13 protein-coding genes are annotated in these 14,503 nt (G+C 71.9%); 6 read left to right on the top strand and 7 right to left on the bottom strand.

Translation table 11 applies throughout. From position 1 onward, the window contains the following. The first annotated feature begins 21 nt into the window (after positions 1 to 21). From tatC to JDV09_RS13950, 3 genes are all read left to right on the top strand, one after another. On the top strand, positions 22 to 993 hold the full coding sequence (tatC, locus tag JDV09_RS13960) for a twin-arginine translocase subunit TatC (protein WP_221369736.1): 972 nt from the start codon (positions 22 to 24) through the stop codon (positions 991 to 993). Continuing rightward, on the top strand, positions 977 to 3,808 hold the full coding sequence (locus tag JDV09_RS13955) for a DEAD/DEAH box helicase (protein ID WP_221369735.1): 2,832 nt from the start codon (positions 977 to 979) through the stop codon (positions 3,806 to 3,808). The genes tatC and JDV09_RS13955 overlap by 17 nt, the downstream gene beginning before the upstream one ends. A 78-nt stretch (positions 3,809 to 3,886) precedes the next feature. Continuing rightward, positions 3,887 to 4,687 carry a DUF4333 domain-containing protein gene (locus tag JDV09_RS13950; protein ID WP_221369734.1) on the top strand — a complete coding sequence of 267 codons (801 nt, stop codon included), beginning with the start codon at positions 3,887 to 3,889 and terminating at the stop codon, positions 4,685 to 4,687. A gap of 4 nt (positions 4,688 to 4,691) precedes the next feature. Here JDV09_RS13950 and JDV09_RS13945 read toward each other — a convergent pair whose 3' ends face one another. After that, entirely contained in the window at positions 4,692 to 5,660 is a 969-nt protein-coding gene (locus tag JDV09_RS13945; protein WP_221369733.1) for a 5'-3' exonuclease, read from the bottom strand. A 33-nt stretch (positions 5,661 to 5,693) separates the two neighbouring features. Here JDV09_RS13945 and JDV09_RS13940 point away from each other — a divergent pair, with 33 nt between their 5' ends. After that, positions 5,694 to 6,851, top strand: a complete 1,158-nt coding sequence (locus JDV09_RS13940; protein WP_221369732.1) for a M24 family metallopeptidase — start codon at positions 5,694 to 5,696, stop codon at positions 6,849 to 6,851. Positions 6,852 to 6,854: 3 nt separating this feature from the next. Here the strand turns inward: JDV09_RS13940 and JDV09_RS13935 are convergent, their stop codons facing one another. Next, positions 6,855 to 7,268 (bottom strand): F420-dependent biliverdin reductase, encoded by a 414-nt coding sequence (locus tag JDV09_RS13935; RefSeq protein ID WP_221369731.1) that lies wholly within the window; start codon positions 7,266 to 7,268, stop codon positions 6,855 to 6,857. Between the two features lie 34 nt (positions 7,269 to 7,302). On the opposite strand from JDV09_RS13935, the gene dprE2 reads away from it, so the two are divergent. Both dprE2 and cbiE read left to right on the top strand, forming a co-directional pair. Then, on the top strand, positions 7,303 to 8,055 hold the full coding sequence (gene dprE2 / locus JDV09_RS13930) for a decaprenylphospho-beta-D-erythro-pentofuranosid-2-ulose 2-reductase (protein WP_221369730.1): 753 nt from the start codon (positions 7,303 to 7,305) through the stop codon (positions 8,053 to 8,055). Beyond that, positions 8,052 to 9,239, top strand: coding sequence for a precorrin-6y C5,15-methyltransferase (decarboxylating) subunit CbiE (cbiE, locus tag JDV09_RS13925; protein ID WP_221369729.1), 1,188 nt, complete (start codon positions 8,052 to 8,054; stop codon positions 9,237 to 9,239). The genes dprE2 and cbiE overlap by 4 nt, the downstream gene beginning before the upstream one ends. On the opposite strand, the gene JDV09_RS13920 is transcribed toward cbiE, so the two are convergent. From JDV09_RS13920 to cobG, 5 genes are all read right to left on the bottom strand, one after another. Next, entirely contained in the window at positions 9,202 to 10,281 is a 1,080-nt protein-coding gene (locus JDV09_RS13920) for a phosphotransferase family protein (protein WP_221369728.1), read from the bottom strand. The genes cbiE and JDV09_RS13920 overlap by 38 nt on opposite strands. After that, positions 10,278 to 10,925: a TetR/AcrR family transcriptional regulator gene (locus tag JDV09_RS13915; protein ID WP_221369727.1), complete on the bottom strand. Its 648-nt coding sequence runs from the start codon at positions 10,923 to 10,925 to the stop codon at positions 10,278 to 10,280. The genes JDV09_RS13920 and JDV09_RS13915 overlap by 4 nt, the downstream gene beginning before the upstream one ends. Positions 10,926 to 11,024: 99 nt before the next feature. Further along, a complete protein-coding gene (locus JDV09_RS13910; RefSeq protein ID WP_221369726.1) occupies positions 11,025 to 12,524 on the bottom strand; it encodes a precorrin-2 C(20)-methyltransferase in 1,500 nt (499 codons plus the stop codon). After that, entirely contained in the window at positions 12,521 to 13,147 is a 627-nt protein-coding gene (locus JDV09_RS13905) for a precorrin-8X methylmutase (RefSeq protein ID WP_221369725.1), read from the bottom strand. Before JDV09_RS13905 ends, JDV09_RS13910 begins: the two co-directional genes overlap by 4 nt. A 9-nt stretch (positions 13,148 to 13,156) precedes the next feature. Continuing rightward, positions 13,157 to 14,281, bottom strand: coding sequence for a precorrin-3B synthase (gene cobG, locus JDV09_RS13900; RefSeq protein ID WP_221369724.1), 1,125 nt, complete (start codon positions 14,279 to 14,281; stop codon positions 13,157 to 13,159). Between the last annotated feature and the right edge of the window lie 222 nt (positions 14,282 to 14,503).

The following is a 14,503-nucleotide window of genomic DNA, read 5'->3' as shown; positions in this document are numbered from 1 at the left end:
GCATCAGCTAGGCAGCCCGTCGTGCAGATCCCCGGATTCCTGAAGAAGCTGGACCCGCGCCGGCGCCGGTCGCGCGTCAACCCCGACGGCACGATGTCGCTCGTCGAGCACCTCACCGAACTCCGCGGCCGGTTGCTCATCTCGGTGCTCGCCGTCCTGGTGACGACGGTCCTCGGGTTCATCTGGTACAGCCACGGGGTGTTCGGGCTGCCCAGCCTCGGCGACTGGCTGCGGGGCCCCTACTGCTCGCTGCCGGACTCGTCACGGGCGTCGATCGCCCCCGACGGGCAGTGCAGGCTGCTGGCCACCGCGCCGTTCGACCAGTTCATGCTGCGGCTCAAGGTGGCGCTCACCGCAGGTCTGGTGCTGGCCTGCCCGGTGTGGCTCCACCAGCTGTGGGCGTTCATCACCCCGGGCCTGTATTCCCGGGAACGCCGGTTCGCGGTGGCGTTCGTCTCGCTGGGCGCGATCCTGTTCATCTCCGGTGCGGTGCTGGCCTACGTGGTGCTGTCCAAGGCGTTGGGTTTCCTGCTCACCGTGGGCAGCGACGTCCAGGTGACCGCGCTGTCGGGCGACCAGTACTTCGGCTTCCTGATCAACCTGCTGCTGGTGTTCGGGATCAGCTTCGAGTTCCCGCTGCTGATCATCATGCTCAACCTGGTCGGCGTGCTGACCTACGAGCGGCTCAAGGCGTGGCGCCGCGGGCTGATCATGGGCCTGTTCATCTTCGCCGCCTTCGCGACCCCCGGCTCCGACCCATTCTCGATGCTGGCGCTGGCCCTGGCGCTGACCATGCTGCTGGAGGTGGCGATCCAGATCGCCCGGCTCAACGACCGGCGCAGGGCGCGCCGGGCCGCGCTCGAGGAGGTCCCCGACGACGAGGCCGCGCCGATCGGCGCGGCCGAAGCGATCGGCGCGGCCGAGGCGATCGAGACGCCGTCGGCCGTGTCGTCGCGGCTTGTGGTCGATGACTTCGATGATCAAGCCACCTGAGGTTCCCGCACCCACGCTCGAGGATTTCACCTCGCAGCTGTCGTTCGCGCTGGACCCGTTCCAGCGCCGGGCCTGTGACGCGCTGGCCCAGGGCCACGGCGTGCTGGTCTGCGCCCCGACCGGCGCGGGCAAGACCGTCGTCGGCGAGTTCGCGGTACACCTGGCGCTGGCGGCCGGGCGAAAGTGCTTCTACACCACGCCGATCAAGGCGCTGAGCAACCAGAAGCACAACGACCTGGTGCGCCGGTACGGCCCGGAGCGCATCGGGCTGCTCACCGGTGATCAGGCGATCAACGGGGACGCCGACGTCGTGGTGATGACCACCGAGGTGCTGCGCAACATGCTGTACGCGGATTCTCATGCGCTGCACGGTCTTTCCTATGTCGTGATGGACGAGGTGCACTTTCTGGCCGACCGGATGCGCGGCGCGGTGTGGGAGGAGGTGATCCTGCACCTGCCCGACGACGTCCGGCTGGTCAGCCTGTCGGCGACGGTCAGCAACGCCGAGGAGTTCGGTGGCTGGATCAAGGCGGTGCGCGGCGACACCACCGTCGTCGTCGACGAGCACCGCCCGGTGCCGCTGTGGCAGCACGTGCTGGTCGGCAAGCGGCTGCTCGACCTGTTCGACTACCGCACCGCCGGGCCGGCCGCGAGCCCCGTCGGTGCGGGCCATGACCTGGTCGTCGATCCGGAACTGCTGCGCCACATCGCCCACCGGCGCGAGGCCGACCGGCTCGCCGACTGGCAGCCGCGGGGCCGGGGCCGGTCGGGCCGTCCCGGGCTGTACCGCAGCCCCGGCCGGCCCGACGTGATCGGCGTGCTGGCGGAACGCGGGCTGCTGCCCGCTATCACGTTCATCTTCTCCCGGGCCGGGTGTGACGCGGCCGTCAAGCAGTGCCTGCGTTCCCCGCTGCGGCTGACCACCGAGCAGGAGCGGGCGCGCATCGCCGAGATCGTCGATCGCCGCACGGCCGACCTGAACGACTCCGACCTGGTCGTGCTGGACTTCCACGAGTGGCGCGACGGGTTGTTGCGGGGTCTGGCCGCCCACCACGCGGGCATGTTGCCGACGTTCCGCCACACCGTCGAGGAGCTGTTCACCGCCGGGCTGGTCAAGGCGGTGTTCGCCACCGAGACGCTGGCGCTGGGCATCAACATGCCCGCCCGCACCGTGGTGCTGGAGCGGCTGGTCAAGTTCAACGGCGAGCAGCACATGCCGCTGACGCCGGGGGAGTACACCCAGCTCACCGGCCGGGCCGGGCGTCGCGGGATCGACGTCGAGGGCCATGCGGTGGTGCTGTGGAACCCCAACGACAGCACCGCCGAGCCGGCCGAGATCGCCGGGCTGGCGTCCACCCGGACCTTCCCGCTGCGCAGCTCGTTCGCCCCGACCTACAACATGACCATCAACCTGGTGCACCAGATGGGCCCGCAGCAGGCGCACCAGCTGTTGGAGCGCTCGTTCGCCCAGTACCAGGCGGACCGGTCGGTGTCGGGGCTGGTGCGCGGTGTGCAGCGGGGCGAGCGGATGCTCGCCGAACTGGCCGGCGAGCTCGGTGGCCGCGACGCCGCGATCCTCGACTATGCCCGGCTGCGCGCCCAGATCTCGGCGCGGGAGCGGGCCCAGTCCCGGGCCTCGCGGCTGCAGCGGCGGCAGGCCGCCAATGACGCGCTGGCCGCGTTGCGCCGCGGTGACATCATCACCATCACCCACGGCCGGCACAGCGGGCTGGCGGTGGTGCTCGAACCGGCCCGCGACGAGGACGATCCGCGGCCGCTGGTGCTCTCCGAGCACCGCTGGGCGGGCCGCATCTCATCGGCCGACTACTCCGGCGCCGGCGGGCGGATGGGCACGATGTCGCTGCCCAAGCGCGTCGAGCACCGCAATCCGCGCGCCCGCCGCGACCTGGCCTCGGCGCTGCGGTCGGCGGCCGCCGGCCTGGATGCGCCCTCGGCGCGCCGCCGGCGCAGCGGCGAGGCCACCGACCCCGACATCGACCCGGAGTTGGTGGCGCTGCGCGACCGGATGCGGGCCCACCGGGCCCATCAGCTGCCCGACCGGGAGGACCGGGTCCGCGTCGCGGAGCGCTACCTGAAGATCGAACACGACAACGCACAGTTGCGTGCCGAGATCGCGACGGCGACGAACTCGCTGGCCAACACCTTCGACCGGATCGTCGTGCTGCTCACCGAGCGCGGCTTCATCATCCAGGGCGCCTCGACCTCCGATGGCTCCTCGACCTCCGATGGTGATCGGGCGTCCGACGGCGAGCCGTCGCATCCCGTGGTGACCGACGACGGCAGGCTGCTGGCCCGGATCTACAGCGAGAGCGACCTGCTGGTCGCCGAGTGCCTGCGCTCGGGCGTGTGGGAGGGCCTCGACGCCGCGGAGTTGGCCGCCGCACTGTCCTCGGTGCTCTACGAGTCCCGCCGCGACGGCGGCGTGCCGGATGGCGCGGACATCCCGACCGGACGGCTGCGCCGGGCGCTCAACCAGACCCGTCGGCTGTGGACCGAGCTGCGCTCCGACGAGCAGCGGCACCGGCTGACCCAGAGCCGGGAACCCGACGACGGTTTCGTGGCCCCGATCCACCGGTGGGCGACCACCGGGGACCTGGCCTCCGCGCTGGCGGCGTCCGACACGGCGGGAACCGGGGTTTCCATGTCAGCGGGCGATTTCGTGCGATGGTGTCGTCAGGTGCTGGACCTGGCTGATCAGGTCCGCAACGCCGCTCCGTCACCGGCACTGCGGGCGACCGCGAAACGCGCGATCAACGACGTTCGGCGCGGCGTCGTAGCTGTTGATGCCGGGTAGTGTGTGTGGCCAGCACGCCCGAACAGATTGGCACCGCGCCACCAGACGGCACACCAGCCGCGGACCACGAGGAGAGAAATGAGCGGACCGCAGGGATCTGATCCGACCCAGCAATGGCCGGGTCAGCAGCCTGAGTCGGGCACGGATCAGCCGTCGGGCGAGGCTCAGGGCAACCAGGGTTGGCAACCGCCGACCCCGGGATCCGAGCAGCCGTCCGGGTCGCCCGACCAGCAGTCCTGGCAGCCTCCGGCGTACCCGCCGCAGCAGTACCAGCAGTACCAGCAGCCGGGCCAGCCGCCGACGTACCCGCCCCAGCAGTATCCGGGCGCCGACCAGTACAGCCAGCAGCCCACCCAGTACAACCCGGCCGGCTACCCGCCACCCGGTCAGTACGGTCAATCCGGCGCCTACGGTCAGCAGTACGGTCAGCAGGAGGCCTACGGCCAGCAGCCGGGGTATGGCCAGCAGCCCGGCCAGTACGGCCAGTACGGCCAATACCCGGCCACCGGATATCCGACCCCGGGCAGCGAGGAGAGCTCCAAGCGCTCGCTGGCGGTCATCGGCGGCGTCGTCGGCCTGCTCGCCGCCGTCATCGTCGCCGTGGTGCTGGTCCTCGGATTCTGGAAGCCGGGCTTCTTCGTCACCACCAAGCTGGACATCGACGCCGCCCAGGCCGGCGTGCAGCAGATCCTCACCGACGAGACCAACGGCTACGGCGCCAAGAACGTCAAAGACGTCAAGTGCAACAACGGCGTCAGCCCGACGGTCAAGAAGGGCGACACCTTCAACTGCGAGGTGAGCATCGACGGCACCAAGCGCCAGGTGACGGTCACGTTCCAGGACGACAGCGGCACCTACGAGGTGGGCCGCCCGAAGTAGCGGCTCAGCCGGGCAGCTTGTCCAGCGCCGCCTGCAGGCGCCCGATCGACGAGGTCACGCCGTAGCGCTCGGCCAGTTCGGCGACCCGGCCCGGGTCGCGTGCGGCCAGCGGCAGCGCGTCCGAGGACGTCGAGAACGTCACGTCGGCGTCGGTGGCGACCCGGACCACCGGCTCGGCCCTGCCGAGATAGTCGCCGGCTGCCAGCAGCTTGGCCCGGTGGGCCTTCGACAGCGACGAGGACGGGTCCCCGGCGGCGGCCAGGACCCGTTCCAGCGACCCGTGCCGGGCCAGCAGCGTGGCCGCGGTCTTCTCACCGATGCCGGCGACGCCGGGCAGGCCGTCGGACGGGTCGCCGCGCAGCAGTGCCAGCTCCGCGTAGGCGGGCCCGGCGCGATCGACCGGCACCCGGTAAGCCTCGGCGACCTCGAGGGGGCCGAAGACGGTGGCCTTGGCCAGGCCGCGGCCCAGGTAGAGCACCCGCACCGGTACCGGTTCGTCGCGGACCAGCTGCAACAGGTCGCGGTCGCCGCTGACCACCAGCACCGGGTCGCGGCGTTCCCGGTCGGCCAGCGTTCCCAGCACGTCGTCGGCCTCGAACTGTGCCGCGCCTGCGGTGGCGATGCCGAACGCGTCGAGAATCTCCATGATCATGTCGACCTGCGGGGTGAGATCGTCGGGGACCTCTTCGACGTCGGGTTCCCCCGGCGCGGCGCCCGGGCCGGCCGGCTCGGCCACCCGGTGCGCCTTGTACGACGGGACCAGGTCGACCCGCCACTGCGGGCGCCAGTCGTCGTCGCGGCACACCACCAGCCGGTGCGGGCGCTCCCGGTTGACCAGCGTCGCGACCGCGTCGAGAAAGCCGCGGACCGCGTTGACCGGCCGGCCGTCGGGTGCGGTGATCGACGACGGCACGCCGAAATACGAACGGAACCACATGCTCGCGCCGTCGAGCAGCAGCAGCGGTGAGCTCATGCGTGCCATCCTGCCCGGGACTAGCCTGAACGGATGAGCCAGGGCCGTTTCAGCACCGAGGTATACGCGCACCGGCTGGCCGCGGCGGCCGAGGCGGCGGCCGAGGCGGGCCTGACCGGCCTGGTCATCACGCCGGGCTACGACCTGCGCTACCTGGTGGGTTCGCGCGCGCAGACCTTCGAGCGGCTGACCGCGCTGGTGCTGCCCGTCGGGGGCGCCCCGACCATCGTGGTGCCGCGCCTGGAGCTGGCCTCGCTGCACGAGTCCGCGGTCACCGAACTCGGTGTCGCAGTGCATGACTGGGTGGACGGGCAGGATCCGTACCGGCTGGTTGCCGATGCCTTGGGCGCACGCGAGGAGCAAGAAGGCAGGGGCGCACGCGAGGAGCCGGCCGTGGCGGTCACCGACTCGATGCCGGCCCTGCACCTGCTGCCGCTCGCCGACCTGCTCGGGGTGGTCCCGGTGCTGGCGACCGACGTGCTGCGCCGGTTGCGGATGATCAAGGACCCGGCCGAGATCGACGCGCTGCGCAAGGCCGGGGCGGCGATCGACCGGGTGCACGCCCGGGTCCCGGAGTTCCTGGCGCCCGGCCGCACCGAGGCCGACGTCGCCGCCGACATCGCCGAAGCGATTGTCGCCGAGGGGCATTCGGAAGTGGCCTTCATCATCGTCGGGTCGGGCCCGCACGGCGCCGACCCGCACCACGAGTGCTCGGACCGGGAGCTGCAGGCGGGCGACATCGTGGTGGTGGACATCGGCGGTCCCTACGAACCGGGCTACAACTCCGACTGCACCCGCACCTACAGCCTCGGTGAGCCCGACGCGGAGGTGGCGCGGCGGTACGCGGTGCTGCAGCGCGCGCAGCGGGCGGCCGTCGACGCGGTGCGCCCCGGGGTGACGGCCGAGCAGGTCGACGCGGTCGCCCGCGACGTGCTGGCCGACGAGGGCATGGCCGAGGCGTTCGTGCACCGCACCGGCCACGGCATCGGGCTGTCGGTGCACGAGGAGCCCTACATCGTGGCGGGCAACCGGTTACCGCTGCGGCAGGGGATGGCGTTCTCGGTGGAGCCGGGCATCTACTTCCCGGGCCAGTGGGGGGCCCGCATCGAGGACATCGTGATCGTCACCGCGGACGGCGCGCTGTCGGTGAACAACCGGCCCCACGAGTTGGTCGTGGTGCCGGTGTCCTGAGGGTCAGTCCTCGCGGTGGTCGAGCAGATCCGAGGAGCCCAGCACCCGCTCGACCCGCACCTCGATGACGACCCGCTTCGGGTTGGGCCGCGGGGTGCGGTAGCGCTGGGCGTAGCGCAACTCGGCGTCGCGGACGGCGTCGATGTCGGTGTGCACGCTGGACTTGCCCTCCAAAGACAGCCAGCGGGCACCGTCGACCTGGCTGAGCACGGCCACCCCGCGCTGGTCGGCGTTGACCGCCTTCTGGGAGCCGCCGGTGGTGATGACCCGCGCGATGTGGGTGGTGGGGTCGAAGGTGAACCCGACCGCCACCACGTGCGGGGACTGGTCGGAGCGCAGCGTGGTCAGCATCGCCAGGTGACGTTCGGTGAGGAACGCCAGAGCATCTGTGGTGAGCCGCGTGGTTGTCTTCGCCATCGGGTCCACGCTAGCGCAGGACATAATCGCTGCCATGAACGACACGGCGGACGGCCACCTGGTTGTGGTCTTCGGCGGCCGAAGCGAGATCGGTGTCGCGGTGGCCCGGCGGTTGGCGCCCGGTGCCACGGTGGTGCTCGCCGCGCGGCGTCCCGACGATCTGGCCGCCGAGGTGGAAACCCTCCGGCGCGCCGGCGCCGCAGCGGTGCACGCGGTGGCCTTCGACGCCGACGACCTGGCCGGACACCCGGGCATCGTCGAGGCCGTCGTCGCCGCGCACGGGCCCATCGGCACCGCGGTGCTCGCCTTCGGCGTGCTGGGCGACCAGGCCCGTGCCGAGTCCGACCCGGCGCATGCGGCGGCGGTCGTGCACACCGACTATGTCGCGCAGGTCAGCCTGCTGACGGTGCTGGCCGAGACGATGCGCACCGCCGGCCGCGGCGACATCGTCGCGTTCTCGTCGGTGGCCGGGGTGCGGGCGCGGCGCGCGAACTACCTGTACGGCTCGGCCAAGGCCGGGCTGGACGCCTTCTGCAGCGGTCTCACCGACGCCTTGCACGGCTCGGGCGTGCGACTGCTGCTGGTGCGGCCCGGTTTCGTGATCGGCCGGATGACCGACGGGATGAGCCCAGCGCCGCTGTCGAGCACGCCCGAGCAGGTGGCCGAGGCGACCGTGCGGGCGTTGCGCAAGGGTAAAAGGGTGGTGTGGGTGCCGCCCGCGCTGGCGGTGCTGGCCTTCGGGTTCCGGGTGATGCCGCGGGCGATCTGGCGGAGGTTGCCGAGGTGATAGTGGTGGTGGGCATCGGTGCCGACGGCATGGCGGGGCTGGCGCCGCCGTCGCGCGCCGAACTGGGCCGGGCGACCGTGGTGTACGGGTCGCAGCGCCAGCTCGACCTGCTCGACGACACCGTGACGGCGGTCCGGCGGTGCTGGCCCAGCCCGATGCTGCCGGCGCTGCACACGTTCGCCGACGACGTCGACGGCGACGTCCACGTGGTGGCCAGCGGGGACCCACTGTTGCACGGGGTCGGCAGCACGCTGATCCGGATCCACGGCGCCGATCGGGTCGCGGTGCTACCGCACGTGTCGTCGGTGACGCTGGCGTGTTCGAGGGTGGGCTGGCCGGTGCAGGACACCGAGGTGATCAGCCTGGTGTGGCAGCAGCCGACCACCGCGGTGCGGCGCGGCGGGCAGGCGGTGGTGCTGTCCCGCGACGCCACCACACCGGCCGAGCTGGCCCGGCTGCTCACCGAGACCGGTCGCGGCGATTCGGAGATCACCCTGCTCGAGCAGCTCGGTGGGCCCAGGGAGCTGCGTCGGTCGTCGACCGCGGCGGAGTGGGCCCGCCGCCCGCCGGGCGACGTCGACGATCTCAACGTGATGGCGATCCGGTACCTGCCCGACGAGCGGGTCTTCGCGACGCTGCCCGACGAGGTGTTCGCCCACGACGGGCAGATCACAAAGCAGGACATGCGGGCGGTGACCCTGGCCGCGCTCTCGCCCAGGGCCGGTGAGCACCTGTGGGACGTCGGGGCGGGGGCGGGCAGTGTCGCCGTCGAGTGGTGCCGCAGCGCGCCGGGGTGCCGGGCCACCGCGTTCGAGCGTGACCCCGATCGCCGGGCCCGGATCGCGGCCAATGCGATGGCCTTCGGTGTGCCCGTCGAGGTGTCCTTCGGCGCCCCGGAGTCCTTCGAACACGTCGCGCCCCCGGCGGTGATCTTCGTCGGCGGCGGGGTGAGCGGCCCCGGGCTGATGCAGGCGTGCTGGGACAAGCTGCCGCCGGGCGGCCGCCTGGTCGCCAACGCCGTGACCGCAGAGTCCGAAGCCGTTCTGGCCCAGTGGTATGGCCGCTGCGGCGGACAGCTGCGCAGGTTCCAGCACTACCGCGGAGAGCCGGTCGGTTCGTTCACCGGCTGGCGGCCGGCGATGCCGGTCACCCAGTGGACGGTGTCGAAGCCTGATACGACCTGACGAGCTCGATCGCGTCCAGCTCGCGGATCGCCCGGCAGCCCCGGTGCAGCATGGTCAGGATCATCTCGTCGCCGCGCTCGGTGGACGCGGCGAACGCGTACCCGAGCGTGGTCAGCAGCGGAGCCTGAAGTACGCCCAGACGGTAATCGTGCCAACACGTTTCGGCGTCGTAGTCGGTGACGCCATAACCGACCAGCGCCGTGTGGTAGCGCTCGACGAGCTCGCGCTCGACGCCGGCCCGGTCGTCGGGCAGCAGGCTGGTGGCGGTGAAGTAGGCGAGGTCGCGAGCGGGCAGGCCCACCCCGATGGTCTGCCAGTCGACGACGGTGACGTGGGTCCGGTCCGGATCGAACAGCAGATTGTCCAGCCGGTAGTCGCCGTGCATCAGCGAGAACCGTTGCGGCACCGCCATCAGCCACGGGCCGACCAGGCTCATCGAGGTGGTCAGCGTGTCGCGATCCTCGTCGCCGACCGAGCCGCCGAGTTTGTCCAGCGTGATACCGGCGGCCATCGCCGCGATGTCGCCCAGCCCCTTGGCGGCCTCCGCGTCGCCGGGCTTGGGCATCACGATCGACGGCAGGTCGCACCAGCGCTGATCGCACCAGCTGGGTCCGTGCAGACCCGCGAGCGCCTCGACCGCCAGTGCGGCCTCGGCGGGGGAGCAGCCCGCGATCTGGTCACCCTGTTCCGCAGGTGCCATATCGGCCAGCAGCAGCACGAAATCGCTTCCATCGGAGGAGATCTCGCTGTGGAAGCAGCTCGGCACCGGGATCGCCACGTGCTCGCACACCTCGGAGTAGAACCCCACCTCGGAGAGGTATCCGAACGCGACGCGTTCACGAACGGCGTCGTCCTGGGCGGGGAGTTTCACCGCGAACGTCGGCGGCGCGCCGGCCCCGGCCGGGTATTCGGCGGCCACCCGGTAGGTGGCGCCGGTCTGTCCGGTGCCGATGGCCGTCACCTGCACGGCCGTGACCTCGGTGCCCAGCACCGAGCCCAGCCAGGCCGGGGTGATGTCCTCGGGTCTGCGGGGAATCGTCACGATGTGACCCTCCGTCCCTCGCCGGCGCCCAGCGCGCCGACATCGCCGTAGACGGTGCGCAACCACACCGTCTCCGCACCGTCGCGAAGCTGGTCGCGGGTCAGTGGTCCGCCGAGCGTGTAGCGCTCCAGCAGTCGGTCGTTGAACTCCAGCAGCATGCCGGCGATCACCTCCGTCGGTGGGCCGTCCGGTGCGCGCCCGGCGCGACGTTCGGCGGCGATCATCGCCGCGACGGTCGGCACGAAGGATTCCCGGGCGTCGTCCCAGACCGCGCGGATCGCCGGGCTGGTCGCCTTGGCGTCGAGCATCGCCTCCAGTAGGTAGCGGTGCTGGTCGGCGGTGTCGAGCAGGGCCTCGACCATGGCGCGGATCCGGTATCGCGGCGTCCGGGCGGTGTCGGTCAGGATGTCCCCGGCGATGAACCCGTCGTCGTACATAGGTTCCAGCAGCGCGGCGACGGCGGCGGCCTTGTTCTCGAAATAGAAGTAGAACGCCGACCGGGTCACGCCGGCGCGGCGGGTGACGTCGGCGATGTTGATGCCGTCGAAGCCCGATTCGCGCAGGTGGTGGTCGAGTGACTCCAGGATCGCGCTGCGGCGCAGGTCGCTCTTCTGCGGTTGGCGCCGGTCGGTCGGCGACCGCACCGGTAGTCCTCGCTGCACCGCAGCGCCCTCCGTTCCTGGGCCTGTGACGCGCGACATTAGCCCGCGGTTCTGACGACTGTCAACGATGAACGACGGCTGTCAACAGCCGGGGTAGCGACGCGGCGTGAAGACCCGATCGGGGCTGCCGTCGCCGGCCGAGTACCACTGGGTCTGCGACGACCCGATGATCAGCAGGCACCGCATGTCGACGGCGGCGGGATCCAGATCGGCCAGCCGGACCACCGTCACCGTCTCCGCCGGACCCGAGACGTCGCGGCCGATGATCACCGGTGTGCCGGGGTCGCGGTGCTCGAGCAGCAGGTCGCGCATCGCGCCGACCTGCCAGGTGCGCGTCTTCGACGCCGGGTTGTAGATGGCCAGCACCATGTCGGCGCGGGCCGCGGCGGTGAGCCGTTCGGCGATGACGTCCCACGGCTTGAGCCGGTCGGACAGCGAGATCACCGCGTAGTCGTGGCCCAGCGGCGCGCCCACCCGGCTGGCCACCGCCTGGGCGGCCGTCATCGCGGGGATCACCCGGACCGCGATGCCGGGCCACTGCTTGGCCTCTTCGAGCACCGCGGTGGCCATCGCGAACACCCCCGGATCGCCGGACGACACCACCGCCACGGTGCGGCCCTGCTCGGCGAGCGTGCAGGCCAGCCGGGCGCGGGCGGGCTCGTCGGTGTTGTCGCTGGGGTGCCGGTGCTGACCGTCGCGGAGCGGCACCCGGTCCAGATAGGGGCCGTAGCCGATCAGGTCGGTGGCCGCGGTCAGCTCGCGGCGGCTCTGCGGTGTCATCCAGTCCGGGTCGCCGGGCCCCAGCCCGACCACCGCGACGGTCCCGGTGCCCGCTGGTGCCCGCCGGGCGCCGGCGACCATCGCCAACGCGAAGTACGGCACCGATGCGTCGTCGACGTCGGCCGCCGCCAGCACCCGCTGCCGGTCGGTGCTGGCCCGTTCCACGTAGAACGCCTCATCGAGCCGTCCGGAATCCGAAAGCGCCTGGCGCACAACGGGATACGAGCGTCCCAGCTTGAGGATCACCGCGGCGTCGGTGTCGGCCAGCCGGCGCTCGAGTTCGTCGGCGGGCAGCGTTCCCGGCAGGATCGTCAGCACCTGGTCACCCTGGACCAGGGGAGTCGACACCGCTGCCGAGGCGGCGCTGACCGAGGTCACCCCGGGCACGATCACCGCGTCGAAGCGCTCGGTCAACCGGGTGTGCATGTGCATGTAGGAGCTGTAGAACAGCGGGTCGCCCTCGGCGAGCAGCGCGACGTCGCGACCGGCGTCCAGGTGCGCCGCGATGCGCTCGGCGGATTCCCGGTAGAAGTCCTCCATCGCACCGGCGTAGCCGCCCGGATGGTCGGCGGTCTCGGTGGTGACCGGATAGACCAGGTGCTCCTCGATCTGCCCGGCGCGTAGATACGGCTTTGCGATCGAGCGCGCGATGCTGTGTCCGTGCCGCGCGCTGTGGTAGGCCACCACCTCGGCCGCCCCGATCACCCGGGCCGCCTTGACGGTGACGAGCTCGGGGTCCCCGGGGCCGAGCCCGACGCCCCACAGCGTTCCCCGCCGGGGTGCTTCCCGGTTCCCGCTCATTCTTTCTCGGCCGCCATCGCATTGACAGCCGCCGCGGCCATCGCGCTGCCGCCGCGGCGGCCGGTCACCACCAGATAGGACATGCCGCGCGGGGAGTCGATCAACTCCTGCTTGGACTGCGCCGATCCGACGAACCCGACGGGTCCGCCCAGTACCGCCGCCGGCGCGGCCATCCCGTCGTCGACGAGCTCGAGCAGCCGGAAGAGCGCGGTCGGGGCGTTGCCGATCGCCACGACGGCGCCCGCCATCCGGTCGGCCCAGAGGTCGATCGCGGCCGCCGACCGGGTGGTCTGCAGGCTGGCGGCCAGCGCGGGTGCGCGCGGGTCGGCGACCAGCGAGACCACCTCGTTGGCCGCGGGCAGTCGGGAGCGGGTGATGCCGGCGGCGACCATCGAGGAGTCGCACAGCACCGGGGCGCCGGCGGCCAGGGCGGCGTGGGTTCGGGCGACGACGTCGGCGGTGAACGCGATGTGATCGGCGACGTCGATCTGCCCGCAGGTGTGGATCAGCCGCACGACCACCCGTGCGACATCCTCGGGGAAGCGCGTGAGGTCCGCCTCGTCGCGGATCGTCGCGAACGACTGCCGGTAGATCTCGGCGGCGTCGCGGATGTAGTCGAGCATCCGCTCACCCTACGGGTGGGCGTCTCGGGCCCGGTAGCCCTCTCCCGTCGCGACCAGCACCTCGCCGTCGGCCGGGCTGCCGCAGGCGCGATCGCAGCCCACGAAGTGCCGGTGTGTGCCCCCGGGGACGGGATCGTCGAGGGCCGCGGCGGCATCGGCGCGCACATCGGCCAGCGAGTTGGCGCAGCCCGGGCTGCCGGTACACGCCGACAGCGACAGCCATCGCGAGTTCTCGTCGAAGACCAGTCCCAGCGGTGCGAGCACCCGCAGCGCGACGTCGGCGACGTCATCGTCGAGGTCGAACAGCAGCACCGACCGCCACGGTGTGACCGCCAGCGGCGCGCCGACCGCGGCCAGATACCGCGCCACGCCGGCGTCCAGCACGCCCAGCGGCACGGCGGCGCCCAGGCAGATCCGGCCGTCGTCCTGCTCGATCCAGCCGACCGGCGGCCGGGTGTACCCGGACGGGATCACCACCGGCGGCCCGCTCGGCGACAACCCGGCGATCAGGCCGGATGTGTCGTCGAGTTCGCTTACCCGCCAGGCCTTTCCGCGGGTCTCGGTGAACCGGTGGGCGATGTCGAGCAGGGCGGCGACGGTGTCGGAGGTCGGGATGCGCACCCCGGTGTCGCGACCGGCCAACAGAAGCGCCGCGGTGGCGCCGTCCACGGCGTGCACGCCGGCGTCGGCGCCCAGCCCGGATACGTCGCCGCGGCCGTCGTCGATGCCGAACAGGAACCGCCCCGGCAGGGTGGTCAGCCGGGGGTCGCGTTGCAGCGCGGTGTCCAGGTCGCCGACCAGTCCGCGGACGTCGCAGAGCCCGTCGCGGCGCCCGGACAGCGGGGAGGCGACGATGTTTCGGACCCGCTCGTGGTCGGTCGACGGCAGCAACCCGACCGCCTCGATGGCGGCGGCCACGGCGGCGGGGTCGTGCAGGGCGCGGATCTGGATGTTGCCACGGGAGGTCAGCTCAAGCGCCGGGGAACCGTGATCGATGGCGGCCAGGGCGAGCGCGTCCAGCTGTGCGGCGGTGATCATCCCACCCGGCAACCGGATACGTGCGAGCTCGCCATCGGCGGCGCGGTGGGTGCGCAGCGCGCCGGGGCAGGCGTCGTCGTCCCGTGCCCTGGCCATCCATCCACGGTACTGGAGCGTTGCTGGCCGGCGCAGGGCCGGCCTTCGGGCCGCCGGACGCGCCTGGACCGTGTGGGCTGGGCGATATCGCCGCAGGTCAGGACGATTGCGGCGGTGTATGAGTAGTCGCGGCCGGCGTGCAGGTACTGCACGGGCCGGTAACTGGGGATCCGGGTAGCGCACTACTGACGATCGGCGGTCCGCCGGGCCATAGCTTTGGCG

This window comes from Mycolicibacterium xanthum (genome assembly GCF_019710635.1).
Taxonomy (GTDB): Bacteria; Actinomycetota; Actinomycetes; order Mycobacteriales; family Mycobacteriaceae; genus Mycobacterium; species Mycobacterium xanthum.
The sequence above is the reverse complement of the archived record's forward strand: the minus strand, read 5'-3'. Positions and strand labels throughout refer to the sequence as shown.